This is a genomic window from Shewanella oneidensis MR-1 (assembly GCF_000146165.2).
Taxonomy (GTDB): domain Bacteria; phylum Pseudomonadota; class Gammaproteobacteria; order Enterobacterales; family Shewanellaceae; genus Shewanella; species Shewanella oneidensis.
The window spans coordinates 314332-338887 of the sequence record NC_004347.2 but is presented as its reverse complement, the minus strand read 5'-3'; the positions used below and the strand labels follow the sequence as shown (position 1 = coordinate 338887).

The window sequence follows — 24556 nt, the reverse complement described above, 5'->3', positions numbered from 1 at the left end:
ACCCCGAAAGGCTCAGTTTGTCTGTGAACGAGCCGCCACCCAAGGAGGATAAAAGCGCGCCATTAACACCAACAACCCAAGGGAGGTGCCGATAACACCAAGCCAAACAAACACAGTTGCCACGGATAAATTGACTAGCTGAAATCCCACCAATGCCGCAAAGGCAGCAATAAGTGCGAAGGGTAACTGAGTCACCACATGATCATGGGGCAAACAGCCTGAGCTGGTCGCGCTCAGCACACTGGTATCGGAAATTGGCGAGCAATGGTCGCCAAACACCGAGCCCGCCATCACCGCACTTAATACGGGTAACAGTAAGCTTGCATCCATATTATGGGCAATTTCACCGCCAATCGGGATCATAATCGCAAACGTCCCCCAGCTCGAACCTGTGGCAAAGGCCATGATGGCGCACAGTAAAAACATACCCGCCACCAGCAAACTGGGGGATAAATACCATTTTGCCCAATCGGCCAATAAACTCGCCACGCCGAGATCTTGGATCACCGCGCCAATCATCCAAGTACAGAGCAATATTGCAATCGCAAACGCGATCATACGGACCCCATGGGCTAGGTCACCCAATAACTTACCTATGCTTCGGCCTGACATTATTAACAAGCCAAGTGTCACCAAGGTCGATAACAAACACGCATCCCGCATCGCAGCACCAATATCAGCGCTGGCTAACCAGGCCGAAATATCCCATGCAGGCACCTGCTGCGCCCCCGACCACAGGGTTAACCCAACAGACGCACACAGCAAAGTCAGCATAGGAATCGCCAGCAACCAAGGATTACCTTGGGAGCTAGGCGGCGCAATGTCCATCTGAGTCACCTTACTCGGCTCTGCCGCCATTAGCACTGCACTCTCGATTGGGCGAAACCCCACTCCAAACCAAGCCACAATCAGCGATAACCCTAAGGTCGTAATCGCATAAAAATTGGATAAAGCCACCTCGATAAAGGCCTCAAGCGCAGAAACCGGTAAGAAACTTAATCCCGCCAGCAGCGCCATCACATAGGGCCCCCAACTAGAAAAAGGTAACAAGGAACAAAGTGGTGAGGCATTAGAGTCAACCAAATAAGCCAGTTGCTCCTGACGAATGCCGTAACGTTGGCTCAAAGGCTGGCACACATGGCCCACGGCAAGGCAACTAAAAATACCATCAATAAACACTAACCAACCTAGCAGCACGACACCAACACGCGCTTGGCGTCCCGTGCGAATACGGCGATACAACCAATCACCAAATAACCCTACTGCGCCGCTTCTGGCAAGTAGTTGCGTCATACTCCCCAACAGCAACATGGCCGTTAATACGTTTAAATGCCACCATTGCCACGCATCTTGGCTATAAAACTGTTTAACACCTATCTCGAGGAGATAACTCACGCTTTGCACGATATCGAAGTGAGCAATAATCAAGGCGCCAGAGAGTATTCCTACGCCTAACGCGACTAAAGTACGTCGCAACCAAAGGGCTAATACCAAGGTTAAAAACAGAGGAAGTATGGCGAGCAGATTCGACAACATGGGCCATTCCGACAATAAATAAAACCAAGAATACTAACGAGTTAATAACAAATGCAAAAAAACTTAAATTAGCACTCGGTTATCGGACATTTTTTAGCCAAACGACAAAGACTGCTATTCCTTATGCTCTTGGCACTGCTAGAATCACAGTCCCATCCAGAAACTATAGGACTCTCCAGATGAGCCTTGAATTACTGTCCAAACTGGAAACCAAGATCCAGGCTACACTCGAAACTATCGAGCTTCTAAAAATGGAGCTAGAGGAAGAGAAGCAAAAGACGTCGACCTTGAGTGAGCAAAACAATCAATTAATCGAGCAAAACCAACAATTGCAACAGGAACTGACTTCTTGGAACGAGAAAGTTACCGGACTTGTTGGCTTGCTCAATAGTGAAATCTAAGCTGTTTTAGTTTGATGATTCTGCGCTTCAATCAATTCGTTCAGCTCTAAGATAGCCTGCTTCACTTTTGGCAGGCTTTTTCTCGGCAATAAAAATCGCCCTTTTTCAAATTCTAATCGGCCTAAGTCTTTTACCCATATCACGCCAGTGAGAAAAATACGCGCATGCTTAACAATAAGCTTAGGTGCGTAGACAGGGAAAACTCTCATATAACCCCCTACATGCATTTTTGTTGTTATAGATCACAGTATTTGACCGAAAGATGACCTATTGAGTTTCATCCACAAAGGATTTTTTTCAGTATTTACAATATAAATAACTTAATCATTTGATTTTAATCAGTAATAAAATCATTCAATAGCACCTAAAAATATGTCAATATTTTGACTATTGACATTATTTTGACGCGCAACTAGAATCAACCACGTTACTCAGGGTAAAAATGAGCCCTATGGCTCAAGTCCGTACTCTCCATTATCGGAAGTACGGTTTTTTTTGCCAAAATTTTAATACGCATACTCCGCAATACTGGTTCAACGTATTTTGGGCGGGTCACTCGCCAATAAAAAAGGAGCACTAGGCTCCTTTTTATAATTCATTTATTATCAATAAATTAAATTACAGATAGATGACTAAATCACTGCAATCCGGTAATAATTACTTTCTCGCTAAGTAGTAAGCGATGTCTAATAGCTCGTCATAGGACTTAATCGCACCCGTTTCGACACGGTATTTGCCATTAACAACCAGAGCGGGTACGCCTGTCAGTTTAGCGTTCTCGGTATCACGCTTCATTTTCGACATTTGGGCTTTGACCATAAATGAATCTGCAGCGGCATCAAAGGTTTTACCATCAACACCATTTGCCACAAACAAAGCACGAACATCATCACGGCTGGTGAAGTGTTGTTTCTTATCATGGATGGCGGTAAATAAAGCGGTATCGATTTTTTCATTCACATTGAGTTGATGAGCTACCGCAAAAGCACGTGACATTTCGATGCCCATTTCTTTACCAATAAAGTCAACGTGGGCTTGGTTAAATTCCACACCCGCTGGCTTCTCGGCCAAAATTTTAGGCACTACGGTTTTAGAAAAAGTGTAGCAATGTGGGCAATAGAAAGAGAAAAACTCGGTGATTTCTGGCTTAGCGGTCGCGGGACCATCATTAATCACCGTGTAATGTACGCCTTCTTTGTATTCAGCTGCCGAAACAGTTAATGGAGCCAATAACAGCGCTGCCGCCATAAGTAATGCTTTTTTCATGAATTTTCCTTAAATCAATTATCTAAAATAGCTGGAGCCTAATATATTTCTGTTTTTGAGTGTAACTCAAGCGAAGAGTTCAATCTGCCAAACAATTGAACCACTTAATCCGCGCCAGTTACACATCTAATAAGGGATCAAACTGAGCGGAGGTTCATCGAGCGCCGCGAGTTGCTCCTTAAATGCCAAAATCTGCTGCTCCCAATATTTTTCATCCCCAAACCATGGGAAATGCATCGGGAAAGCCGGATCTTGCCAACGTCTGCCAATCCACGCGTTATAGTGCACCATACGTAGCGCCCGCAGAGGCTCAATCAGCGCCAGTTGCCGCGTATCGAATTCACAAAACTCCTCATAAGCTTCGAGTAAAACTTCCAATTGCAGTTGCTGCTGCGCCCGGTCCCCGGTGAGCATCATCCATAGATCTTGAATGGCCGGCCCCATACGCGCATCATCTAAATCCACAAAACCTGGGCCATCGGGTGTCCACAAAATGTTCCCGGGATGCAAATCGCCATGTAAGCGAATCGGCTTGAAGCGTTGCTGGGCCCAAAGGGTATTAACCTTCGCCAATACTTGTTCAACCACAGTGAAAAAAGCCACTCGCAGCGAAGTTGGCACTAATTCAGACTGCTTCAACCATGCCAATGGCTCATCACCTAAGATTTGTGGATTGAGTGGCTCACGGGCCTGAAAAACCGACTGCGCACCATACTGATGCATACGACCGATAAAGCGCCCAACAAATTCCAGCTGCTCTAAATTATCCACTTCAAAGGCTCGCCCGCCAATAGAGGGAAACAGTGCAAACCGAAACCCTTGAAAGTGATGCAAGGTATGGCCTTGGACTGCCGTCGGCACGGCCATGGGAATTTCCTGCTCGGCAAGGGCGAGCGCAAAATCGTGTTCCTCCTGAATTTGCGCATCGCTCCAACGATCGGGGCGATAAAACTTAACCACATAGCGTTGCCCTTCATCGCTACGGAATTGATACACACGGTTTTCGTAGCTGTTGAGCGCTAATAACCCAGTTTCGGGATACACCCCAAGACTTTCGATCGCATCTAAAATCAAATCAGGTGTTAAGGCTTGAAAAGCAAAGGCGGCACCCGAATGAGTATCATCCGCGGCACTCTTTCGTAGGTCTAACTTCTCTTGGTTCATTGGGCTCTCTCATAAACATAAAATAGTGCTTTCAGAACACTCATAGGTGGGATGTTAGTAGTGTGGCTAAGTATTCTAGCACCTCAACATCAGCCTCTCGCTCCACACTGAGCCAACAGATATTGCCGTAAAACTCATAGTTAAGCCAAAGCGGTGTGCCTTCAAACTCCAATAACCATTGGTGACGATCGGCCCCCCATTGGCGCTCGCGCAAGCGGCAATCTAAGGCATAGGCTAACGGCTCTGCAAAGGCTTCGAAATGATCAAAGTCGATATCGCCGCTCACGCTTAAGCTTAAGGCGGATCTATCTAACTGAATGGCGTTTAATTTCATTGTGGCTTCCATCAACTGCTGCATGACATGATCAGCCCTTGCCCCCAATCGGGTGGACGCTTGGCCAGCTCCTCATGCTCAATTTGCTCGGTAAAAGGCTGGCGCAATACCTGATGTAAACGCTGTAGCTGCGCTAAATTGCCCTCATCTACCGCGATAATCGCCTCTTGGGCCAAATAGTTACGCAAAATATACTTGGGATTGACTCGATTACACTGCTGTTGCCACGCCTCGACATCGGTCACCTTTCCAAGCCGCGCCTGATACACCTGATACCAAGCATCAAACTCGTTGAGATCGATAAAATCATCCCGCAGGCTCGAGTGTAAACTACTGGGATCAAGCTGGCCGAAGCGACGCCAAGTATGGCTGTAATCGAGCTGATTTTTCTCCATCAACACGGTAAAGCGGCCAATGAGTTCTAAGTCCTGCTGATCCTGCTCTGCACTTGAATCAGCTTGCTGCACTAACCCCAACTTAGCGCGCATCAGCGCCAAATAATGCTGCACTAAGGCGTGTTGATATTGATTCAGGGCAGCGATTAAATCATCGGAGGCAATCACAGGTGTCAACGCCTGCGCTAAACGTTGCAAATTCCACAGACCAATACCGGGTTGCTGGCCAAAGGCGTAACGTCCATCGGGGTCTGAATGATTACAAATAAAGTCTTCTTGGAAGGTATCGAGGAAGGCAAAGGGGCCAAAATCGAAACTATCACCAAGAATCGACATATTATCGGTGTTCATTACCCCATGGGCAAAACCGATTGCCTGCCAATGGGCGATCATCTTGGCGGAATCTTGCACCACTTGTAAAAACCAGGCTTTATAACCCGCAGGATCACAGCTCAAATGCGGATAATGCTGCTTCAAGGTAAAGTTGAGCAGCTGCGTCAGCTTATCAGCTTGGCCACGCTCGCTATGGCTGAAAAATTCGAAATGACCGAAACGGATATGACTGCGTGCCAAACGTACGGTAATGGCTGCGGTTTCTTGGCTCTCGCGCCAAACGGGCATATCTGAGCCAATCACAGCCAAGGCACGGGTTGTCGGCACACCTAAATGATGCAGCGCTTCGGAGACTAAAAATTCACGCACCGCTGAGCGCATTACAGCCCGACCATCACCATGGCGAGAATAAGGCGTCGGACCGCCACCTTTAAGCGCCACATCCCACGCACCATTAGGGCCAATCGCTTCACCGAGGATAATTGAGCGGCCATCACCTAATCGAGGAGTGTAACCACCAAACTGATGCCCGCTATAAACCTGTGCATAATAGCTTGCACCTTCAACAGCCGCGTTACCCGATAAGCCCTGTAATAACTCATCTGTTGGCTGATGCAAACCAATTAACGCCGCAGCATCGTCACTCCAAGCAAGCCAATGGGGATTGCTAATCCCCTGCGGATAAACTTGGGAATAAAACTCAGGCAATTGGGTGAAAAAATCCTGTTTGAACTTCATCGGTGATTTCCCTATGGCGTCCTATTGAGTGAGTTGCTTACATATCAGCACTGACTGGTCGTTTAACTCACACTGCTGGCCACATTGGTAAACGCCGGCGCCATTACGATTAGCGTCAGAATCAAAGCCATTCATGCCGGAGCGAGTCAAACGTTGTAGGCCATGGGCTTTACTCTGACACTGTTCAAGCGTGTCGTAATAGCCATTAATTGTATCGGGTTGTAATGGTGCATCTGGCAGCACACTTAGTTCTGGGTAATAGAATAACGTCCACTCGGGCGTTTTAGTGCAACCACTTAATCCAAGGGTGAGACAAATAACCAACATTGCCAAGGAACACCTGACCTTGGCGGAGTGATAACAGGATTGAGCAATACCATTCATAAAAATAGCCCATAAAAAAAGCGAACCTTAGTTCGCCTTTTGCGCATTAAGTCTGTGAATTCTACACGGCTTTTAGCTGTTAAATAACCGCTTTTAGGTTAAGGGCTTTTGAGGCTTGAACTAACAAGCTTGTGCCTATCGCCCCTTCACGCTCTGTCAGGACAACATAGCGATTCACACTATCGCTATTACGCGGTTGCGGCTTTTGCCTGTGCCTTCTCAATACGGCTGATACGGCCTTCGTATCCAGTGACTGTGCCATCGGTTAATCCAAGCGCAATAGCCTCCTTACAGAGTTCAATTGCTTGATCAAAGGCTTGTGTATCATTTAGCAGTGTTGCTAACTGCAAAAATCCTGTAGTTTTAAGCTCAGTCTCTTTAGGTTTTGTGGCGCTCGCCCTGTGGAACAATTCGAGGAAAAGCGTAGCAAGTGCTGCCCCATACTCTACATATTCGGTTGATTTTCGCTGCTTATAACATTCTGCAATCACGTTCAGTAGGGCGTTATAGCGCGTCAATTCCGTCTCTGCACCTTGGTATTCTTCTACCGCACGCTGAAGTGTTACATTCGCCCATGGGCCAGGCGTCACAAGCTGCGGAACACTTTTCGCTGAATCTTGCTTCGCCCCATCAGAAAGACTCCCGCTACTCACCTCGACTGTAGCTGATGATGCAGCAGACTCTACTTTTACCACTGCCGCACTTGCCGCTAGGATAGCAGCCTGCGTGGATACAGGTGTTGTAACATCGTCGGCTTTCAGCGTTTCTTTGCTGGCATCGGCTAAGATAATCACGCTTTGTTCGTTCGTTTCGGCGGGAACATCCACATCGATAATATCTTCAACCATCTCGACACGCCCAAGGTTGGTCTCAGTCTGTCTTGGCATCAGCTCGGCTTCAAGGGATTTAGTATCAATTGAGGTATCTGTTTTAGAAGGGATGTCAACGCCTTGCGTAGGCTCGACTGCTTGTGGCGAAGTGGTCATATCCACTGCGTTATCAGAGGTTTTTTTCGCCATCATTGCCGCTTGCTCTTCCCTCGCTAAACGCTGGGCCCGAACAAATAAAAACACTCCGATTGCGATCAGTATAAAAACGACAATGACCTTCATTCTTCTTCACCTTTTATGGCAGCTTCCAGTCTGAAGCTATTTCTGTTGGCTTGCCACACCGGGGGAGTTATCTATGGTTGGCAAGAGGTTTTGTCCAAAAATCGAGCAGAGATTAATCGCTATTAAAGTCCATTGTGTCTGAATAAATCAAGTATTTATGCCGTTTTATCCGATCTTGCACGCAAATCTATATGATCAATTCGGCTAGACTATGAGGCGCTATCACTGTTTGCAAAATTAAGGAAAGCCTAATGCAAAAAATTCTTATTGTTGCCCATGCCAGTCCTTACGGTACAGAGAAACTGTTTAACAGCCTACGTATTGCCTTAGCACTCAAGGATCAAACTGACCAAGCTGTTGATCTAAAAATATTTTTAATGTCTGATGCCGTATTTGGTGCGCTTAAACATCAAACAACTCCTGATTTAAGCTATAACTTGCAACAAATGTTTGAGATCCTAAGTGCCCAACAAGTCCCTGTTTTACTATGCAAAACCTGCGCTCAAGCAAGGGGCGTCAGTACCGCAATGCTTATTGAAGGCACTCAAATTGGTACTTTGCAGGATCTTACCCGCTGGACACTTGATGCCGATAAGGTGATGCATATTTAAAGTCTTATTTTGTGCGCACCTTCATAAATTGATACTTACGTTTTGAACAAGCCTGCGCTGCTGCTTATGATGGGATTATCCGAGTCACAGACTAAGGTATTCCCATGAATTCAGCGACCCTACTCACAGGTAAACTGCGCTACGAGCATCAAACCATTAGCGCGATGGCCAAAATTTATTGTCAGGCCAAACACCAAGAACAAACGGAATCAGGTCTGTGCACCGATTGTGTTGCGCTATTAGACTATGCAGCCGTTCGTCTCGACCGCTGCCCCTACGGACAAGAGAAACCTACCTGCAATAAGTGCCCAGTGCACTGTTACAAGCCCGCGCAAAAAGCGCAGGTAAAACAGATCATGATTTTCGCAGGCCCGAGAATGCTGTTACCGCATCCCATTCGTGCAATCAAACACTTACTGGCAGAACGCCATCCCGTGCCAACATCTGTGCCCGAAGCGGCCTCAAACCGCCATCAACGCATCGCCATTTCACAGAAAAATACCTAGGAACGCTTTTTCGCCTCGAGTTTCCCTGCTATAACAGAACGTCGAGGTGACAAAATGAACCAATTTGATACGTTTTTTGCTCAAGCCTATTGGTGGTTATCCCTATTTGGTGGCTTACATTGCCTCGCGTTAGCTATTTATATTCGCTACTTCTATCATTCGGGCAGTAATCAAAAGCTGCTGGCGGGTTTTCTCAGTCTCGTCGCCTTTTATTTTCTGACTGGTATGCTCAACCACGAAAATACGCCAATTCCTATCCATGTGTTATTTAACCTGATCACCCCAATTTATTTTTTACTCATGCCATTACTCTATCTCTACTGCAAACGTAGCTTAGAGCAACGCACTGAACCTATTGGGTTTTCATGGCATTATTGGCCAGCTATCATCACGTTATTGCTCGCGGTGCTGGACATCATTTTACGGCTAAATTTACATAAAAATGCCGTTGAGTTTCAGACAGAATTCTTTAATTATCGGCAGGATATCGACCTCAGCCACTGGAGTTTAGTGCTGCCGTTACTGCTATTTATCCAAACAGCAGCCTACTTTGCCGCTCTCTGGCGGCTACTTAAACAATATAAATTACATCAACAGCTAATCAGCGATACGCCACAGGACGCCTTAAGAGTCATCCGCTTTCGCTGGTTATTCGGCCTCACTCTAGCCATGTTATTTAACTGGCTACTGCGCGTATTTCTGGTAGTACTGCCCTTTTATTTAGGGGACACCGTTTTACCCCTATCCCAAGCCCTACCGCGCTTAAGCTTACTGTTAAGCTTTTACCTGCTTGCTGCCTACGGTCTTAAGCAGATCACTCGCACCGCCTACTTAAAAGGGCATTTATCTGCACCACAGCCTAAGGCTGAAATTCAATCCTCGGTGATACTAACGCCAGAAGAGTTTGAGTTTATTCAAAAAGTACAGCAGGAATCGAACGATAGTTCAGATAAAATAGCCAATCCCCCTCCAGAGATTAAGAACTAAATCGCCACAGCGTTATCAAAACAAGCAGCATATGTCGCTGCATAAACTGAATCTGAGCTGACATTAACGCAGCTTTAGGCTGTCATTTGTGGCAACACAGGGTAGTCTGATAGAACGAGAAATTAAGGAAGGAACGCCATGAAATCATTTTTATCCCTTATAGCCGCATCAACCTGCTTGATTGCCAGCTTGATGACGCCAGCTGTGCAAGCGGATGACAGTTACACAGAGGCTTTAAAGAACTTTCACCAAGCCAAGGAAACCCGCAAGTTTTTTGATACCGCCTATGGTTATGCCATCTTTCCCACTGTTGGCAAGGGCGGGATTGGGATTGGTGCGGCCTATGGAAAAGGTCAGGTCTTTCAAGCTGGTCAATATATGGGAGACTCAAGCCTGACCCAGCTCTCCATTGGATTCCAATTAGGTGGACAAGCCTATAGTGAGATTATCTTCTTTAAGGATGCCAAATCCTACAATGAGTTCACCAGTGGCAGCTTTGAATTCGATGCCCAAGCTTCAGCCGTTGCCATTAATATGGGCGCCAATGCCAAAGCGGGTACCACAGGGAATTCCGCAGGGGCAGGTCAAGCCGGTGGCAATCAATCGGCCACCGCAGCCTATATCAATGGCATGGCGGTCTTCACGGTAGCGAAAGGCGGGTTGATGTTTGAGGCCGCACTGGCGGGACAATCCTTCAGCTTCGAGCCGAGGGGGAACTAAGTTTTTTGATCTACTAAGTTTTTTGATCTTTTCCTGATAAAAAAACCTCTGCTATCGAAAGATGCAGAGGTTTTGTATTAGTTTTAGTATCGGTTTAGCCTATTCATGCCCCCAAGGCGCTGGCGGTAAAGGCTGTGGTTGGCTTAGATCAAAATCCACCTGAAAATGGCGGTTTGCACGAGTTAGCAAGTAGCTAAATGTGCTGGGAGTAACCTCCATATGCCACACATTGGTGACTGACTGGTTTAGACCATTTTGGATAAAGTTGGCAATCGATTCTTGATCAATAGGAAATGATTGCTTTTGACTCGTACCCGCTGTCATGGTATCGCCGCCATACATAGTGACTTTATCTTCAGTCCCATCTTGATGGCGGTGATCATGCTTTAATCTTAAGCCCTGAGTCGTTTTCGTGATCACCCAAGTACGGGAGTGGTCATCACCCACATGGAAAGGAATTTTTAGCTCAGTATCACTGCACTCTCGCACATGCATCACTAATGATTTATCACGAAAAGCCGCATCAGCGCCGTCCTTTGAGACGACTTTACCCGCAAACGCTTTACCACAATGGGCGGCCAGCTGAGTAAAAAAGCTATCTTGCTCTTTTGCAAGTGAATGCTCAGGCGCAGGATTGGCCAATACTGGCGTGGCAATAAACAGGCTAAGGAGCCCGAATCGGGTAAGAAGAATGGGGGGCATGCTGTTTTCCATGGCAAATTTGATGAAAACACGCTAACACAGGGGAATAAATTTAAACTTAATTCCCCTGTGTTGGTATAGCAATTTTGTGAAGCATTACCAACCGATAAACAAGCGAGAACGGTTGCCTAAACGTTTTTTAATCAGGCGCGCCGTCATCATACTGCTCACCATAAGAAATAGGAAAATACCAAACGAAAACAATATGCTAGTAACCCATGAATCAGGAGGGAAACGATAACGGAATATTGTTGCAGTGGTATTAAACAGCATATCGAAGAGTGGATGAATAAAGAAAATCGCAAAACTCATCTCTGCGGTTTCGATAAGCCAAGGTAAGCGGCTACGTTGTGACAACCAATCACAGAAGTTAAGCACTAAGACGCACAGACTCAGTTTTTGGATAAACTGCCAGTCGATGCCGTTATATTCAAAGGGCGCTTTATGGTAATTACCTACGTGCTGCACTATGTAACTCTGTTCAACCAAACTCACAACGAGGAAAATCCCTGCTAACGCACTCAATATAGAGCCATAGCGCGTCACTATATGTTCATCTTGGGAGTATAAAATACCAATCAAATAGAAAGGTAAATAGTACACCACAGAATGGATAAAGTTGACGTTACCTATAGGCCTGTGAAGCAGGATAGCCACCACACAACTCAATACGAATAACGTCCAACGCATCTGCTGCGAACAACGGATAAACCACAAAAATACTGGTGAGAATAAAAATACCGCCATGATAAAAGGGATATACCAGTGCGGATACAAAATGTAACCGTTTCGCACGGTATAAAAAATGCTGAGCAGCACTTGTTCAAGCGATTGATGCTCCATAAAAACCCAGCGTAAACTCAAGCAGAATAGGCCTACTATGGAAACAAATAAGAAGGGATAAAGTACGTTTTGTACTTTATTCTTCATAAACTTACCGTAATCAAAGTCCTTATAAAAAATTCGATGGAAAAAATAACCTGAGATAAACACAAATAACGCAGTGCCCCCCCTCAGCAAATTTTCTAGTAGTACAGGAAACCCTTCCCCAGAGTTATAGATGCTATGACCAAGCACGATAAAAATAATCGCTATGCCACGCATGTAGGTAAATTCGAGCTGATTTTTTCTCATATTAATTCATCGCACAGTAGAGAGTTCTTCCCTCAACAACACTTGCAGAAACCCTTATTGTTCCATGGATTTCCGGCTCATTGAACACCAGATACTGACCTTCTCGTTGGAAGGTAAACCCCAAAGGTAACAGAGTTGCGGCTTCAATGCCCTCACAATAATTTTGCAAAGGCACATCCAACAAGGGACTGCCACTCACATTTAAGTTGCTAAATTGTGCGCTCATCCCTAAATAGGCCTGGGTCACATCCTCTTGATAGGGCACCACATAAAACCCAGAGCGAACTGCGCCCACATCAATAAAACTGCTGCTATCACTCACGCTCGGAATCACTAATAATGGCACTTTAGGATCCTGAACATCCTTGAGTAGTTGGGCCAACTTTTGTTGCGTTGCCGGATAGTAGGACAGCATGTCTTGCAGACGTTTCTTCTGCACCGAATCTTGTCCAACTGGCGCAATCGGCTTAATACGCCCGAGTAGCAAATCCACCGGCAACATGCCCGACATCACCGACTCTTTCCACACATTGGCATCTTGAGTGCTATCTAACAACACTCCCGCAAGCGCACCGATATTCTCGGCCTCAACCGTCCATCCGCCGAGCATTTGCTGCTGCTGATAGTAATCCTGTACATATCGCAGCAGTATCTGCTGGTAACCGAGGTAGGTTTGGTTTTGACTCAAAAAACGTGCCCCCGCAATTAACTCAACGTATTTTGCACTGCCTTCAATCAAGTCATTTACATAACTGATTTTATCTTCGTTAGGTGCCGTTTGACGCCATAACTGCAGCCAATAGGCAGCATGGCCTAAGTACAACGCCTGTTGCTCAGGTTGTTTTAAGGCCGAGATTAACGCATTGAATAACTGTAAACGGGAATAACGCGCATCCAGATTAAGCGGATACACCTCCCCCTCGTAACGGCGAGTATCTTCTAACACGCGCCACTCTGACTGGGCATAAAAATGAAACGCCTCATGCACACTGTTGCCAGCCCAAATCACAAAAGGTAAATCGGCGGTTTTGGTTGTGCTATCAAATTGAATCGTGGGAGACTCGAGCTGGATCAGCACACCTGCCTGCCCTTGATATTGGGGAAAACCAAAATTAATCGATAGGCCAGAGTGCAGATTAACTGACTCTAATACACTGTTATCTTGAACAATCTCACCGCCAGGCTGACGTAACCAAACGTTGCCCGCATAACTGAAGAGGTGCACTTTATCGTCGAGACGAAATCCCGGCCACAGAGCTTCACTTTGGCGACTGGTTTGAGCCATAAAATCGAGGTATAGACGAGCGAGTTGTTCTGGCGAGGCCTTATCGGCGAACACAGGAGTGGCGGCAGAGACTCCTAAACACCACAGGATCACCGCCATAATATTTTTCATTTCTTTGCCTAAACACACACAATGGGTTCACAAAACAGCGCTAGCATATAGCGCAATGCCGTAATAGTGAAACGTTTAACCAAAAATATTTTTCCCCTCAAAAAACTAGGCCAACGCCTGTTCATTATCCACGAATAAAATCATATTTTTAGCATTTAAGGCTCATTGCACTTCGGCATTAGGACTTAGGCGTAGTCGGCTCATCGCCAAACCACAGCGCTAACTTAGCCGCAGCTTGGGATTTTACCTCATCATCGATATAAAGCATTACCATGGTCAGCGCAGCGGCTAAAGCACCTAAATCATCGGTAAAGCCCACTAACGGCGTCAGATCAGGGATTGCATCTAAAGGTGAGATAAAGTACGCCAGCGCCCCAAAAATAACCGACTTAGCCCATTTGGGGGTATTGGGCTTTTGCGCCGCATAGTAAAGCCACAAGGCACGTTCAACTACCTCACGCCCTGCTTGGCGACCAAAAATTTTGATTTTGTTCCAAAAACCTGTTTCGGTAAATTGCTCTTCTGCCATATTTACTCCCCAATTTAGCGATAGTTACCGCTCACAGTGTACGGCGATATGCGGCAGGTGTCAGGCCAAAAGCTTGTTTAAAGCGTGCCGAGAATTTTTCTGCTGACAAGTAACCACAAGACAATGCGACTTGCAAAACTGAATCGCTAGAGTTTTGCAACAGCGCTAACCCCTGACACAAACGCACTTCGGCGAGCAATTGCCTAAAGCTGGTGTCTTCCTGCACCAGTTTACGCCTTAAGCTAGCACTGCTCATATGTAACTTTTCGGCGAGCTGTTCTTGCTGCCATTGAGCTGAAGGATGCTGGCTCAGTATCGCCAATACGGCTTGAGTGACACTCGATTGCTTATGCCCATAAAGCCAATTCACGCTACTTTGCTGCGGCAAACTTAACAGTAATGCGGCTAAATAGTGCATCTGCACCGATGTTGGCAACGCTAACGTTAGGCTATGCAATAACGCATTCCAAGCAAAATCAACCGAGCGCGAAATAGCTTGGGTAGGTTTAGACATTGTCCTATCGGTTGGCGCAAGTATCACGCCAGACGGTAACTCGTAGGGCAAGAGTAACTGCACCGCTCGATAGCGCCCGCCCATCGGACGATTCACAAAACTGATATGCGTACCAGCGGGCAATAACAGCAATTGGTCAGCATTGACTGATAGCGCATCATCTTGCCAAAGCAACGACTTCTCCCCTTGGATCACCCGAATAATCGAGGGCTGATGCACTGGTACCCGTGAAAGTGGTTGCGCCAGTTTCGAGTCATATTCAAACATGCGGATCATACATCAGCCCTGCAATATCAGCGGTGGTAGACAGCAGTCAACTTAGCGCTACCCAAAGCCTGCGCCCTGAGCATAAATCCCAACAGTGCGGGTGAGGCATCCTTTGGCAATTCCAATGGATTAGGTAATGCCCACACTGTGAACTCATATCGGTGCATTCCATGCCCCTGTGGCGGACAGGCGCCGCCAAAGTCGGTAGTGCCAAAATCATTCTTTAGCGCAATCGCCCCCTTAGGTAGGCCATTGTGCTTAGAGCCAGCACCTTGCGCTAATTGCTGTTGATCGCCACCAATATTGTAGACGGCCCAATGCCACCAGCCACTGCCCGTGGGCGCATCGGGATCATACGCCGTCACCGCATAGGCTTTCGTACCTTCAGGGGCATCACGCCAAGCAAGTTGGGGGGAAATATTCTCACCCGTGCAACCAAAGCCATTAAAAACAAATTGATTGGATAATAACTGACCTTCGCCAATATCTTTGCTCGATAAGGTCATGGCTTGAGCCGACCCTAATACCGCGGTAAATAAACCAATTCCTACTATCCACTTATGTAAATTCATCATCATTATCTCCTTTAGATAGGTAACAGGATTAATTTACGTCAGTCTTAAGTAACAAACCTGCCTCAAAACGCCAAGTTTCTTCCCTAAATGCTCAAATTTGAGAAAAAGAGTACGCTTTTTGCCATCTTTAAGCACTCAAGTGATTTTGTAAAGGCTATATCTGCATTTTTATGCAAACATGGCGTGCTTTATAAATTTCAAAATGAATTAACACAGTATTTAGAGAGTAATTAGATATTTATTATTTATTAATTTATGCATTTTTTAATTTAAAAGATAAACTGACAATATTTACTTTCGTTATTTAGGTAATGATACTTAAGGATGATTGACTGTATTTATTTTTATAAAAACATTGAAATAAATAATTACAGTTAATTAAAAATAAGACACGGATCATATTTTTATTGATAACACACAGATAAAATCCACCCCGTAATAAAAACCAATAATTTTCTCTACTTTCATAATGGAGTTGTATATGAAGAGGAAATCTAAGATCATGGCACATATCCGACGTACTAGACATATCATGATGCCTAGCCAACGTGACTATTTCGACCATTCATTTATCTTCCTTCGCTAATCTTCGCGTAGGTAGTAGGCCAATTAACAGGTCAAAAGTGGTATTGCCATTATAGGCTTATGCACTTACTTTACTGTTTTACAAGGCTTATTGTCTCGCATTCAAATCAAAGCATTTTTGTTAGTGCAGTAAAACTGCGGCTAAGTCACTCACTTGGAATAAATCTATTTATTTTATTCTAAAGCGACTTATTGCCTCATCATATCTGCACGCGGAATAGCCATATCTAATTTTAATGCCATTAATATATTTAATTAGGTATAGGCATTGTTGTATCCAAAGCTTTTTAAAGTAAAAAGGAAATTAACGATGAAATCATTAAAAGTTGCCGCAAGCTTATCTGTTAGATCTTGTTTTGATATAGACAGAGAAGTTGTCAATGTATTAACCACTGATTTTTGCGATGTGGGTGCGGCTGTAGTCTCTGTTGATGATGTTAAAGATGGTATTGTTGAAAAAATTAAAAATACCGGATTAAAACTGCCTATTTTCGTATCAGTTTGCTGCGAAGAAACCTTCCCAGATGATATTTGTTCCTCGATTACCGGGGTATTTGAACTCTGCGGTAGCAATACCGATTTCTATGGTAAGCAGGTCGAAACCGCTATCAAGAAATATGAGCAAGCTCTATTACCGCCCTTCTTTGGCACTCTGAAAAAATACGTCGAAATGGGTAACTCCACCTTTGCCTGCCCAGGCCATCAGGGCGGACAATTCTTTCGTAAACATCCCGTAGGTCGCCAATTTTTCGATTTCTTTGGCGAAACCATTTTCCGCTCCGACATGTGTAATGCTGACGTAAAACTCGGTGATCTGTTAATCCACGAAGGTGCACCACTGGATGCACAAAAATATGCGGCAAAAGTCTTTAACGCCGATAAAACCTACTTTGTGCTTAACGGCACTTCCTCCTCGAATAAAGTCGCCACCAATGCGCTGCTTGCTAAAGGTGATTTAGTATTATTCGACCGTAATAACCACAAATCCAACCACCATGGTGCGTTAATTCAAGCCGGCGCAACACCGATTTACTTAGAAACCGCCCGTAACCCCTTCGGCTTTATTGGCGGTATCGACGCCCACTGCTTCAAAGAAGCTTATTTAAGGGAACAAATTCGCGAAGTTGCACCAGAACGTGCCGATGAAAAACGCCCGTTCCGTTTAGCGATTATCCAACTCGGCACCTACGACGGCACCATCTACAATGCTCGCCAAGTGGTTGATCGTATTGGTCATCTATGTGATTACATCCTGTTTGACTCGGCTTGGGTTGGCTATGAACAGTTTATTCCTATGATGAATGACTGCTCGCCACTGCTGCTGGAACTGACGCCTGAAGATCCCGGTATTATCGTGACTCAATCAGTACATAAACAGCAGGCAGGTTTCTCACAAACGTCGCAAATCCATAAAAAAGATAAACATATCAAAGGCCAAGCGAGATATTGCAACCATAAACGTTTCAACAATGCCTTTATGATGCACGCCTCCACCAGCCACTTCTATCCACTGTTTGCCGCATTAGATGTGAACGCTAAGATGCACGAAGGTGCCAGCGGCCGTTATCTGTGGCGTGAAGCCGTCAAAGCCGGGATTGAAGCCCGTAAGTTACTGCTTAAAAAATGTAAGTATATCAAGCCATTTATCCCCAGCATGATCGATGGCCGCCAATGGCAGGATTACCCAACCGAGCAAATGGCCGATGATTTGCGCTTCTTTGAATTTGAACCAGGACAAAAATGGCACTCATTCGAGGGCTATGAAAAAGGCCAATATTTCGTTGACCCTTGTAAGTTCCTATTAACCACACCAGGTATTGATGCCGAAACCGGTAAATATACTGAGTTTGGTATTCCAGCGACTATTTTGGCTAACTTCTTACGTGAAAATAATATTATTCCCGAGAAGTGCGACTTAAATTCGATATTATTCCTAATGACACCTGCGGAAGATATGGCAAAAATGCAGCACTTAGTGTCGCAAATATCCCGCTTCGAGAAATTAGTCGATGAAGATGCGCCATTATCGGAAGTATTGCCAAACGTCTATAACGCCAATAAAGCCCGTTATAAAGACTACACCATTCGCCAACTCTGCCAAGAAATGCACAACCTTTATGTCAGCCATGACGTAAAACAACTGCAAAAAGAAATGTTCCGCCATGCTCACTTCCCAACCAAGGTGATGGACCCGCAGGAAGCCAATCTTGAATTTATTCGTGGCAATGTCGAATTAGTGCCACTGTCGCAAATCGAAGGTCGAATTGCCGCAGAAGGCGCCCTGCCATATCCACCAGGGGTGTTATGTATGGTGCCAGGTGAAATATGGGGTGGCGCAGTACAACGTTATTTCTTAGCTCTCGAAGAAGGCATCAACTTATTACCCGGATTCTCCCCTGAATTACAAGGTGTTTATCTCGAAAGCACCCCTGACGGAAAAATCCAAGCCTTAGGTTATGTGTTAAATAAATAATTGAACCTGACTGCAGAGTTAATAACCCCGCTCTGCAGTCAATTTCAACCTTCTATAATGAATTACATTATTAGGTCATTATTATGAGTAAATCAGAAAATAAAATTGGCGTTGTCCAATTAACGATTATCACCATAGTGAATATGATGGGCTCTGGGATTATCATGCTGCCCACCCAATTAGCACAAGTCGGTACTATCTCTGTGCTTTCTTGGCTTGTTACCGCTGCAGGCTCAACCGCGCTGGCCTTTGCATTTGCAAAATGCGGTATGTTCAGCAAAAAATCCGGTGGGATGGGCGGTTATGCCGAATATGCCTTTGGCCGCAGCGGTAACTTTATGGCGAACTACACCTATGCGGTTTCGCTACTTATCGCCAACGTCGCCATCGCCATCTCCGCTGTAGGTTACGCAGCCGTATTACTCGAAGTTAACTTAAGCCCTATGGCCATCTGTCTTGCCACTATTGGCGTCCTTTGGTTAGCCACAGTCGCAAACTTTGGCGGTGCTCGCATTACTGGCCGCGTGAGTAGCGTGACCGTGTGGGGGATTATTCTGCCAGTGATTGGCGTGTCATTGATCGGTTGGTTCTGGTTTGATATTGACCTCTATAAAGGTGCTTGGAACCCACATGATATGCCTTTCTTCAAAGCCTTAGGTGGTTCAATCGCGATGACCTTATGGGCATTTCTTGGCTTAGAATCTGCCTGCGCCAACTCAGAGGCTGTTGATAATCCAGAGAAAAATGTTCCTATCGCCGTAATGGGCGGAACCTTAGGTGCAGCACTTATCTATATTGTTTCCACTAACGTGATTGCCGGTATTGTACCCAACGCTGAACTTGCCAGCTCAAATGCTCCTTTTGGTTTAGCTTTCGCGCAAATGTTTAACCCAGTTGTGGGTAAAATCGTGATGGCCTGCGCCATTATCTCCTGTACTGGTTCGCTGCTCGGTTGGCAGTTTACTATTGCGCAAGTGTTTAAAGCCTCTGCCGATGAAGGTTTCTTCCCTAAAGTGTTCGCTAAAGTCAGCAAAGCCGATGCACCAATTTGGGGGATGACCATTATTGTTTCGATTCAAACCCTGCTGTCTTTGATGACTATCAGCCCATCACTGAGCAAACAGTTTGAAGCGCTCGTTAACCTTGCGGTGGTAACTAACATTGTGCCTTATATCCTGTCGATGGCAGCCCTAGGCGTAATGCAAAAACAACTGAAAGTGCCCGCAAACAAAGCCCGTGTCGCCAACGTGATTGCGGTTATCGGTGCCCTTTATAGCTTCTACGCCCTCTATAGTTCTGGTGAAACAGCTGTGATGTTAGGCGCTATCGCGACCTTCTTCGGCTGGACTATCTACGGGGTGATCTCAAATAAAACCCCAAGCGTCGAGATTAAAGCGGCGTGAGCACAATGCCCCTGCGAGTCTCACCCGTTAATACATAAGAAACTTAACAGCAATCCGTCATTAGGGACCTTAAGCCACAGAGCCTGAGGTCCCCAGACAAAACTTGCCTAATTTCGGTGGAATGATGAAAAAAACCTGCATCGCATTAATGCTTCCCATGCTGTTAGTGGCCATCAACAGCCAAGCGATTGAACTCTATAACGATCAAAAAAACTCATTAGATTTAAGCGGTTGGTTAGGATTCGCGGCACTCAACGACAGTCACGATACCTCAGTAATCGATGACTCCTCCCGAGTACGATTTAGCTTTGAACGCAGCGAGAGAAATGGCTGGACCGCCTTTGCCACCACGGAATGGGGCATTAACATGGTATCCAGCGATGACAGTTTAGTGATGCAAGGTGGTAAACTCGCCGCCGAAAAAACCGAAGACTTCCTCTACAACCGTTTAGGTTACGTCGGTATGTCCCACGATAAATGGGGTAGCCTCAGCTTTGGTAAACAATGGGGCGCTTACTACGATGTGGCAGGCACCACGGACTTACCGAACGTCTTCGCCGGATATAGTGTCGGCGCCTATGCCTTTAGCGATGGCGGTTTAACCGGAACAGGCCGCGCCGACTCCGCCTTTATTTACCGCAATAATTTTGGCCCTGTGCAAATCGCCCTGCAATACGCCGCCAAAACCAATGGTGATGTCACCTTGAAAAACGATGACGGCAGCGAGATGGTGAATTCAAAACTCAATTTCGACAGCAGTTACGGCGCTAGTCTAACCTACTCGCTAACCGACAAATTTAAATTGCTCGCCGGCGTTAACCGTGGCGACTTTGAAGGCCACCTAGGTAACACTCAAGTCGATGAAACCAATGAAATTGTCGGAATTGGTGCCATGTACGGTGACTATTATCACTATGCCGATAATCGTGAAGCGAGTGGTCTGTATGTCGGTTTTAACGCCCATAAAAGTAAAAACAATGAACTGGTCGGCGGCGATCTCTACGATGCCACGGGTGCCGAGCTGATGACGGCCTATCAATTCGACAATGGCTTTGTGCCCATGATTGTCCTGAGCTATCTCGACCTAGACACAGACGCCAATACGCCCATCCAAGGCAAATGGACCCGCCAATTCGCCATGTTAGGGCTGCATTATCGTTACAGTAACGACACTGTGATGTTTGCAGAAATGAAGTTGAATTTCAGTAACATGGATGATGCTGCGCTCGAAGCGCAGGAAGATAACGGCTTTGCCGTTGGGATTAACTACTTCTTTTAGGGATGGAAAATCTTAGGCGTACATTGAGGGCTAATAGCTCACGTTCCTCATACCCGTGAGCCCATTTGAGACCGGAGTGCGGCGCACGTTCCGTCTACAAACGCTCGCCACACACTCATTGGATGGTACCGCTGGTTTACCATCATCTCTGCGCCACTCCAAATCGGTTTACTGGAGTGGCATTTTTCGCTGACGAGCAACTTATTACTACTTGGCCTGCTGACGGCCAGAAGAGGCTTTACCCGCACGCCCTTGATGACCCGCCTTATTTTGACCCGCTTTCCCCTGCTCAGCTTTGCCCTTAAAGCCCGACTGACCAAATGGCGCCTTAGCTCCAGGACGGCTGGTTTTAGGCTGCTGACTTTGCGGCGCATTCGCCCCAGACTTTGGTCCCTTAGGCTTGCTTGCGCTCGGTTTGCCCTTGGCATCGCCTTTGCCTTTACGCTCATCAAACTGATTACCCGAGAAGCGTGTCAGGGCTTTTTGCCCTTGGTTGGCATCCTTCATCCATTTAGGGCCACGCTCGTTGCGCCCTTCTGGCGGCACGAGGTGATTCGGGCTGTTACCAATCAAATCTTCACGCCCCATGGCAATCAAGCCTTCACGGATAATCGGCCAACCTGCTGGATCGTGGTAACGCAGCAGCGCCTTATGCAAGCGGCGCTGGCGGCCCTTCTTCGGCACTGGCACCACTTCACTGGTGTGCTTAACGTTTTTCAGCGAGTTCAGCTCAGTGTGATAAATAGTCGTCGCATTCGCCATCGGTGATGGGTAGAAGTTTTGCACTTGGTCGAGCTTAAACTTACGTTCCTTCAACCAGAGCGCGAGGTTTAACATATCCTCATCGGTCGTGCCCGGATGCGCCGAAATAAAATAAGGGATCAGGAACTGCTCTTTACCCGCTTCCTTAGAAAACTTATCGAACAGCTCTTTAAACTTATCGTAGGCGCCCATGCCGGGTTTCATCATCTTGCTGAGCGGCCCTTCTTCGGTATGCTCAGGGGCGATTTTTAAATAGCCGCCCACATGGTGCTGGACTAACTCTTTGACATAAGCAGGATCTTCAATCGCTAAGTCGTAACGCACACCCGAAGCAATCAAGATTTTCTTAATGCCGGGCACAGCGCGAGCGGCGCGGTACAAGTCGATGGTATGTTTATGGTCTGTGCCTAAATGGCCGCAAATCGATGGATACACACAGGATAAACGGCGACAGGTTTTCTCCGCTTTTTCGCTAGTACAGCCAAGGCGATACATGTTGGCGGTAGGGCCACCTAAGTCAGAAATCACCCCAGTAAAACCGGGCACTTTATCCTGAATATCTTTGATTTCTTTGATAATCGATTCTTGCGAACGGCTCTGGATAATCCGGCCTTCGTGCTCGGTAATCGAGCAGAATGAACAGCCACCAAAGCAACCGCGCATGATGTTGATCGAGGTTTTGATCATGTCATAGGCGGGGATTTTTTCCTTACCGTAGGCAGGATGCGGCACCCGTTTATAGGGTAAATCGAACACGGCATCCATTTCGTCGGTATTGAGCGGCCAAGCTGGCGGGTTCACCCACACGCCACGGTCACCGTGGGGCTGGAACAACGCTCGCGCACAACCCGGGTTTTGCTCTTGGTGCAAAATCCGCGAGGCATGGGCATATAAGTATTTGTCTTCAGACACCTTTTCAAAGGCCGGCAGCAGCACATAGGTTTTATCCCATGGCTTAGGGCGCGGCGGCTGCACACTGATAGGCTTTGGCGCATCGTTATCGAAAATTTTTGCATCCGATGGGCCAGATAAATTGGCGCAGCCCACATCGTCGGCCCCATAGGGATTGGGGATAGGATCAATTTTGTGTAACTGATCGATTTTGCGTGAGTCCATCCCACGCCATTCGGGCATAGGTTCTTTACGGATCACCGCTGTACCGCGCACATCTTGGATATCCGCAATTGCTTCGCCCGCCGCTAAACGACGCGCCACTTCGGCCAACGGACGCTCGGCGTTGCCGTACATTAAAATGTCGGCCTTGGCATCGAAAATCACGCTGCGGCGGACTTTATCCGACCAATAATCATAGTGCGCGATACGGCGCAAACTCGCCTCGATGCCGCCGATAATCACGGGCACATCTTTAAAGGCTTCTTTGCAACGCTGGGTATAAACCGTGACTGCGCGGTCGGGACGCTTACCGCCCACATCGCCGGGAGTGTAGGCATCATCGCTGCGGATACGGCGATCAGCGGTGTAACGGTTGATCATTGAATCCATATTGCCGGCGGTAACGCCAAAAAATAGATTCGGACGACCCAGCTGCATAAAGGCATCTTTGCTCGACCAATCGGGCTGGGCAATAATCCCAACGCGGTAGCCTTGGGCTTCTAACATGCGGCCAATCACCGCCATGCCAAAACTGGGGTGATCCACATAGGCATCGCCAGTGACAATAATGATGTCACAACTATCCCAGCCCAATTTCTCCATCTCCTTGCGGGACATAGGTAAGAAAGGCGCTGTGCCAAAGCATTCGGCCCAATACTTGGGATGGCTAAACAATGTGGATTCAACTTGCATCGATTTTGACCCAAAAACGTAATGTCAAACAAAGGTGCGAGCAAAAAACAGACCGCACCGATTTAGGGACGCGGAGTATAGCAGGCAAACAGGGATAAGCGCGATTAAAAAAGCAGCAGCCGAGGTGTTTTTAGGGGTATTTGCGCCAATGCGCTTAATACCCCTAAAGTGCCTAAGGACATGGCGTAGACTGCGATTGCCCTATCCTTACGCTTACATACTTTGGGCAAAATGCACTAAGTTGACCAGCGCGAGCGAAAGAGTCACTAACCAAGTGAGTAATACTCCCCAAAAACGCCCGAAATGATAACCTCCTTTGCCTTGCGTGAGGCCGATAGCATGGAGCAAACGCGCCACAATCCACACGGTACCAAAGCAATGCAAATAGAAATGCGCTAAGCCACCCGCCTCAGCCACCAGCATTAAAATCAATACGATGGGCGCATTCTCAATCAGATTCGCATGCACTCTGTCCGCCAGCACCAAGGCATTGTTACCACCATCGCCGATGCCGATTTTTTGGCTTTTTCTTATTTTCACCACTCGATACGCTAAAGCGACGATCAACAATCCCGTCAAGCTGGCGTAAAATCCTGTAACAATTAACGGCATAGCAACTCCCTTTTAATTAACACAACTGCGGC

The 24556-nt window shown here is 46.5% G+C and carries 25 protein-coding genes; 9 read left to right on the top strand and 16 right to left on the bottom strand.

Translation table 11 applies throughout. The features are described from left to right. Positions 1-12 precede the first annotated feature (12 nt). Complete coding sequence (locus SO_RS01605; protein ID WP_011070701.1) at positions 13-1536, bottom strand: Na+/H+ antiporter NhaC family protein; 1524 nt, start codon at positions 1534-1536, stop codon at positions 13-15. 179 nt (positions 1537-1715) lie between these two features. On the opposite strand from SO_RS01605, the gene SO_RS01600 reads away from it, so the two are divergent. Beyond that, positions 1716-1937 (top strand): cell division protein ZapB, encoded by a 222-nt coding sequence (locus SO_RS01600; RefSeq protein WP_011070700.1) that lies wholly within the window; start codon positions 1716-1718, stop codon positions 1935-1937. Here the strand turns inward: SO_RS01600 and SO_RS01595 are convergent. The 7 genes from SO_RS01595 to SO_RS01565 form a co-directional block, all read right to left on the bottom strand. Then, entirely contained in the window at positions 1934-2146 is a 213-nt protein-coding gene (locus tag SO_RS01595) for a DUF1107 domain-containing protein (protein WP_011070699.1), read from the bottom strand. The genes SO_RS01600 and SO_RS01595 overlap by 4 nt on opposite strands. A gap of 448 nt (positions 2147-2594) precedes the next feature. After that, a complete protein-coding gene (locus SO_RS01590; RefSeq protein WP_011070698.1) occupies positions 2595-3203 on the bottom strand; it encodes a thiol:disulfide interchange protein DsbA/DsbL in 609 nt (202 codons plus the stop codon). 126 nt (positions 3204-3329) lie between these two features. Beyond that, the gene (locus SO_RS01585; protein WP_011070697.1) at positions 3330-4367 is read right to left on the bottom strand and encodes a serine/threonine protein kinase; all 1038 of its coding nucleotides are present in this window, start codon (positions 4365-4367) and stop codon (positions 3330-3332) included. Between the two features lie 40 nt (positions 4368-4407). Beyond that, positions 4408-4701, bottom strand: coding sequence for a DUF3630 family protein (locus SO_RS01580; protein WP_011070696.1), 294 nt, complete (start codon positions 4699-4701; stop codon positions 4408-4410). Positions 4702-4712: 11 nt separating this feature from the next. Beyond that, positions 4713-6167, bottom strand: a complete 1455-nt coding sequence (locus tag SO_RS01575; protein ID WP_011070695.1) for a protein adenylyltransferase SelO — start codon at positions 6165-6167, stop codon at positions 4713-4715. Positions 6168-6188: 21 nt separating this feature from the next. Continuing rightward, on the bottom strand, positions 6189-6494 hold the full coding sequence (locus SO_RS01570) for a hypothetical protein (RefSeq protein WP_164925590.1): 306 nt from the start codon (positions 6492-6494) through the stop codon (positions 6189-6191). 245 nt (positions 6495-6739) lie between these two features. Beyond that, positions 6740-7663, bottom strand: coding sequence for a hypothetical protein (locus SO_RS01565; RefSeq protein WP_011070693.1), 924 nt, complete (start codon positions 7661-7663; stop codon positions 6740-6742). A gap of 251 nt (positions 7664-7914) precedes the next feature. Between SO_RS01565 and SO_RS01560 the strand changes: the two genes are divergently transcribed. From SO_RS01560 to SO_RS01545, 4 genes are all read left to right on the top strand, one after another. Beyond that, positions 7915-8274, top strand: coding sequence for a DsrE/DsrF/TusD sulfur relay family protein (locus SO_RS01560; protein WP_011070692.1), 360 nt, complete (start codon positions 7915-7917; stop codon positions 8272-8274). Between the two features lie 104 nt (positions 8275-8378). Continuing rightward, complete coding sequence (locus SO_RS01555; RefSeq protein WP_011070691.1) at positions 8379-8780, top strand: nitrous oxide-stimulated promoter family protein; 402 nt, start codon at positions 8379-8381, stop codon at positions 8778-8780. A gap of 54 nt (positions 8781-8834) precedes the next feature. Further along, positions 8835-9767: a hypothetical protein gene (locus tag SO_RS01550; protein WP_011070690.1), complete on the top strand. Its 933-nt coding sequence runs from the start codon at positions 8835-8837 to the stop codon at positions 9765-9767. Positions 9768-9905: 138 nt separating this feature from the next. After that, positions 9906-10487 (top strand): YSC84-related protein, encoded by a 582-nt coding sequence (locus SO_RS01545; protein ID WP_011070689.1) that lies wholly within the window; start codon positions 9906-9908, stop codon positions 10485-10487. A gap of 99 nt (positions 10488-10586) precedes the next feature. Here the strand turns inward: SO_RS01545 and SO_RS01540 are convergent, their stop codons facing one another. The 6 genes from SO_RS01540 to SO_RS01515 all read right to left on the bottom strand — a co-directional run bounded on the left by SO_RS01540 (position 10587) and on the right by SO_RS01515 (position 15604). Beyond that, positions 10587-11201, bottom strand: coding sequence for a hypothetical protein (locus SO_RS01540; protein ID WP_164925589.1), 615 nt, complete (start codon positions 11199-11201; stop codon positions 10587-10589). An 84-nt stretch (positions 11202-11285) separates the two neighbouring features. Beyond that, positions 11286-12323: an acyltransferase family protein gene (locus tag SO_RS01535; protein WP_011070687.1), complete on the bottom strand. Its 1038-nt coding sequence runs from the start codon at positions 12321-12323 to the stop codon at positions 11286-11288. A 1-nt stretch (position 12324) separates the two neighbouring features. Then, positions 12325-13719, bottom strand: coding sequence for a DUF1232 domain-containing protein (locus SO_RS01530; protein WP_011070686.1), 1395 nt, complete (start codon positions 13717-13719; stop codon positions 12325-12327). Positions 13720-13897: 178 nt separating this feature from the next. Continuing rightward, the gene (locus SO_RS01525) at positions 13898-14248 is read right to left on the bottom strand and encodes a YkvA family protein (RefSeq protein ID WP_011070685.1); all 351 of its coding nucleotides are present in this window, start codon (positions 14246-14248) and stop codon (positions 13898-13900) included. Positions 14249-14279: 31 nt separating this feature from the next. Further along, the gene (locus tag SO_RS01520) at positions 14280-15038 is read right to left on the bottom strand and encodes a helix-turn-helix transcriptional regulator (RefSeq protein ID WP_011070684.1); all 759 of its coding nucleotides are present in this window, start codon (positions 15036-15038) and stop codon (positions 14280-14282) included. 17 nt (positions 15039-15055) lie between these two features. Beyond that, positions 15056-15604 (bottom strand): YbhB/YbcL family Raf kinase inhibitor-like protein, encoded by a 549-nt coding sequence (locus tag SO_RS01515; protein WP_011070683.1) that lies wholly within the window; start codon positions 15602-15604, stop codon positions 15056-15058. A gap of 469 nt (positions 15605-16073) precedes the next feature. Between SO_RS01515 and speFL the strand changes: the two genes are divergently transcribed. From speFL to SO_RS01495, 4 genes are all read left to right on the top strand, one after another. Continuing rightward, the gene (gene speFL / locus SO_RS23480) at positions 16074-16190 is read left to right on the top strand and encodes a leader peptide SpeFL (protein ID WP_367303096.1); all 117 of its coding nucleotides are present in this window, start codon (positions 16074-16076) and stop codon (positions 16188-16190) included. A 309-nt stretch (positions 16191-16499) separates the two neighbouring features. Further along, positions 16500-18662, top strand: coding sequence for an ornithine decarboxylase SpeF (speF, locus tag SO_RS01505; protein WP_011070682.1), 2163 nt, complete (start codon positions 16500-16502; stop codon positions 18660-18662). Between the two features lie 83 nt (positions 18663-18745). Beyond that, positions 18746-20065 (top strand): putrescine-ornithine antiporter, encoded by a 1320-nt coding sequence (potE, locus tag SO_RS01500; RefSeq protein ID WP_011070681.1) that lies wholly within the window; start codon positions 18746-18748, stop codon positions 20063-20065. Between the two features lie 124 nt (positions 20066-20189). Further along, positions 20190-21344, top strand: coding sequence for a porin (locus SO_RS01495; RefSeq protein ID WP_011070680.1), 1155 nt, complete (start codon positions 20190-20192; stop codon positions 21342-21344). A gap of 207 nt (positions 21345-21551) precedes the next feature. Here the strand turns inward: SO_RS01495 and SO_RS01490 are convergent, their stop codons facing one another. Together SO_RS01490 and SO_RS01485 are read right to left on the bottom strand one after the other, a co-directional pair. Then, positions 21552-23912: a YgiQ family radical SAM protein gene (locus SO_RS01490; RefSeq protein ID WP_011070679.1), complete on the bottom strand. Its 2361-nt coding sequence runs from the start codon at positions 23910-23912 to the stop codon at positions 21552-21554. Between the two features lie 213 nt (positions 23913-24125). Then, positions 24126-24524, bottom strand: coding sequence for an MAPEG family protein (locus SO_RS01485; protein ID WP_011070678.1), 399 nt, complete (start codon positions 24522-24524; stop codon positions 24126-24128). Positions 24525-24556 lie beyond the last annotated feature (32 nt).

What these genes read in the sequence shown, in the direction of transcription:
- SO_RS01605 (WP_011070701.1), bottom strand. Translation starts at nt 1,536, where the DNA reads ATGTTGTCGAATCTGCTCGCCATACTTCCTCTGTTTTTAACCTTGGTA.
- SO_RS01600 (WP_011070700.1), top strand. Translation starts at nt 1,716, where the DNA reads ATGAGCCTTGAATTACTGTCCAAACTGGAAACCAAGATCCAGGCTACA.
- SO_RS01595 (WP_011070699.1), bottom strand. Translation starts at nt 2,146, where the DNA reads ATGAGAGTTTTCCCTGTCTACGCACCTAAGCTTATTGTTAAGCATGCG.
- SO_RS01590 (WP_011070698.1), bottom strand. Translation starts at nt 3,203, where the DNA reads ATGAAAAAAGCATTACTTATGGCGGCAGCGCTGTTATTGGCTCCATTA.
- SO_RS01585 (WP_011070697.1), bottom strand. Translation starts at nt 4,367, where the DNA reads ATGAACCAAGAGAAGTTAGACCTACGAAAGAGTGCCGCGGATGATACT.
- SO_RS01580 (WP_011070696.1), bottom strand. Translation starts at nt 4,701, where the DNA reads ATGAAATTAAACGCCATTCAGTTAGATAGATCCGCCTTAAGCTTAAGC.
- SO_RS01575 (WP_011070695.1), bottom strand. Translation starts at nt 6,167, where the DNA reads ATGAAGTTCAAACAGGATTTTTTCACCCAATTGCCTGAGTTTTATTCC.
- SO_RS01570 (WP_164925590.1), bottom strand. Translation starts at nt 6,494, where the DNA reads ATGTTGGTTATTTGTCTCACCCTTGGATTAAGTGGTTGCACTAAAACG.
- SO_RS01565 (WP_011070693.1), bottom strand. Translation starts at nt 7,663, where the DNA reads ATGAAGGTCATTGTCGTTTTTATACTGATCGCAATCGGAGTGTTTTTA.
- SO_RS01560 (WP_011070692.1), top strand. Translation starts at nt 7,915, where the DNA reads ATGCAAAAAATTCTTATTGTTGCCCATGCCAGTCCTTACGGTACAGAG.
- SO_RS01555 (WP_011070691.1), top strand. Translation starts at nt 8,379, where the DNA reads ATGAATTCAGCGACCCTACTCACAGGTAAACTGCGCTACGAGCATCAA.
- SO_RS01550 (WP_011070690.1), top strand. Translation starts at nt 8,835, where the DNA reads ATGAACCAATTTGATACGTTTTTTGCTCAAGCCTATTGGTGGTTATCC.
- SO_RS01545 (WP_011070689.1), top strand. Translation starts at nt 9,906, where the DNA reads ATGAAATCATTTTTATCCCTTATAGCCGCATCAACCTGCTTGATTGCC.
- SO_RS01540 (WP_164925589.1), bottom strand. Translation starts at nt 11,201, where the DNA reads ATGGAAAACAGCATGCCCCCCATTCTTCTTACCCGATTCGGGCTCCTT.
- SO_RS01535 (WP_011070687.1), bottom strand. Translation starts at nt 12,323, where the DNA reads ATGAGAAAAAATCAGCTCGAATTTACCTACATGCGTGGCATAGCGATT.
- SO_RS01530 (WP_011070686.1), bottom strand. Translation starts at nt 13,719, where the DNA reads ATGAAAAATATTATGGCGGTGATCCTGTGGTGTTTAGGAGTCTCTGCC.
- SO_RS01525 (WP_011070685.1), bottom strand. Translation starts at nt 14,248, where the DNA reads ATGGCAGAAGAGCAATTTACCGAAACAGGTTTTTGGAACAAAATCAAA.
- SO_RS01520 (WP_011070684.1), bottom strand. Translation starts at nt 15,038, where the DNA reads ATGATCCGCATGTTTGAATATGACTCGAAACTGGCGCAACCACTTTCA.
- SO_RS01515 (WP_011070683.1), bottom strand. Translation starts at nt 15,604, where the DNA reads ATGATGAATTTACATAAGTGGATAGTAGGAATTGGTTTATTTACCGCG.
- speFL (WP_367303096.1), top strand. Translation starts at nt 16,074, where the DNA reads ATGGAGTTGTATATGAAGAGGAAATCTAAGATCATGGCACATATCCGA.
- speF (WP_011070682.1), top strand. Translation starts at nt 16,500, where the DNA reads ATGAAATCATTAAAAGTTGCCGCAAGCTTATCTGTTAGATCTTGTTTT.
- potE (WP_011070681.1), top strand. Translation starts at nt 18,746, where the DNA reads ATGAGTAAATCAGAAAATAAAATTGGCGTTGTCCAATTAACGATTATC.
- SO_RS01495 (WP_011070680.1), top strand. Translation starts at nt 20,190, where the DNA reads ATGAAAAAAACCTGCATCGCATTAATGCTTCCCATGCTGTTAGTGGCC.
- SO_RS01490 (WP_011070679.1), bottom strand. Translation starts at nt 23,912, where the DNA reads ATGCAAGTTGAATCCACATTGTTTAGCCATCCCAAGTATTGGGCCGAA.
- SO_RS01485 (WP_011070678.1), bottom strand. Translation starts at nt 24,524, where the DNA reads ATGCCGTTAATTGTTACAGGATTTTACGCCAGCTTGACGGGATTGTTG.